The sequence below is a fragment of the Nonomuraea recticatena genome, from assembly GCF_039533245.1.
Taxonomy (GTDB): Bacteria; Actinomycetota; Actinomycetes; order Streptosporangiales; family Streptosporangiaceae; genus Nonomuraea; species Nonomuraea roseola.
Map to the genome: position 1 here is coordinate 1 of NZ_BAAATE010000106.1, position 1421 is coordinate 1421.

General features: G+C 66.4%; 1 protein-coding gene. It reads right to left on the reverse strand.

Annotated features, from left to right (window positions below; genetic code table 11):
• Nucleotides 1–58: 58 nt before the first annotated feature.
• A complete protein-coding gene (locus ABFX50_RS50535) occupies nt 59–1300 on the reverse strand; it encodes an IS256 family transposase (protein ID WP_346158426.1) in 1242 nt (413 codons plus the stop codon).
• Nucleotides 1301–1421 lie beyond the last annotated feature (121 nt).

Here is a 1421-nt window from a genome sequence, read left to right on the forward strand (position 1 = left end):
GGTCACGTCCAGCGAAGTGGTGTATGAGTTGACCTTCGCGTGATCCTGTTTCTGCAGGTTAAGCGGTAAGTGTCTGCGGGATGGGGTTGTGCTGCGGTGTGTCGCCCGCGACCACCCGCATGCGAGCTTTCGCCAGAACGTCCAGGCCCATGTAGCGGCGGGCCTCGGTCCATTCGTCGGTCTGCTCGGCCAACACCGCACCGACCAGGCGGACGATCGAGCCGCGGTCGGGGAAGATCCCGACGACGTCGGTGCGGCGACGGATCTCCTTGTTCAACCGTTCCTGCGGGTTGTTGGACCAGATTTGCTTCCAGATCTCGCGTGGGAAGGCGGCGAAGGCCAGCAACTCCTCCCGAGCTGCGTCCAGGTGCGCGCAGGCGGCCGGATACTTCGCCTCCAACGCGTCGATGACCCACGCGTGCTGCAGCCGGACGGCCTCAGCGGTGGGCTGGTCGAAGATGGTGCGCACCAAGGTCGCGACCCACGGCTGGGCCGACTTCGGGACCGTGGTGAGCAGGTTGCGCAGATAGTGGGTGCGGCAGCGCTGCCAGGACGCGCCCGGCAAGGTTGCGCCGATCGCCTCGACCAGCCCGGCATGGGCGTCGGAGATGACCAACTGCACCCCTGACAGGCCGCGCGCCACCAGACCGCGTAGGAAGGCCAGCCAGCCGGCGCCGTCCTCGGCCGAGGTGACCTCCAGGCCCAAAATCTCCCGCTGTCCGTTGGCATTGACCGCGGTGGCCACCAGGACATGCACGTTGATGATCCGCCCGCCCTCCCGCACCTTCTGCGTCAGCGCGTCCAGCCAGACGAAGGCATACGGCCCCACGTCCAAGGCTCGGGTGCGGAAGGCCTCCACCTGGGCGTCGAGCACCTTGGCCATCTCGCTGACCTGGCTTTTGGAGATGTGCTTGATGCCGAGCTGCTCGACCAGCTTGTCCACCCGCCGCGTGGAGACGCCCAGCAGATAGGAGGTCGCCACCACGCTGATCAGCGCTTGTTCGGCCCGGCGACGCCGTTCCAGCAGCCAGTCCGGGAAGTAGGAGCCCGAGCGCAGCTTGGGGATCGCGAGCTCGACGGTGCCGGCCCGGGTGTCCCAGCCGCGGGAGCGGTAGCCGTTGCGCCGGTTGGTGCGCTCCTCGCTGCGCTGGCCGTATCCGGCGCCGCACAGGTTGTCGGCCTCGGCCGACATCAACGTCTCGGCCATGGTCTTCACCATGGATCGCAACAGATCCGGATCGCCTGCCTGGATCTGCTGAGCCAGCCAGGCGGCAGGGTCCACACTGTTGTTCACGGCCATCGCTTTCTTCTCCTTCGATCTTGACTCGCAATCACGAAGGATCACGCGATGGCCGTCTTCATTTCACGGCGCCACGCCTGTCACCAGCGAAAACTCGTACACCACTCCCGTGGACGCAACC

Excerpts from the sequence above, each read along its gene's own strand:
- ABFX50_RS50535 (WP_346158426.1), bottom strand. The coding sequence starts at position 1,300 with ATGGCCGTGAACAACAGTGTGGACCCTGCCGCCTGGCTGGCTCAGCAG.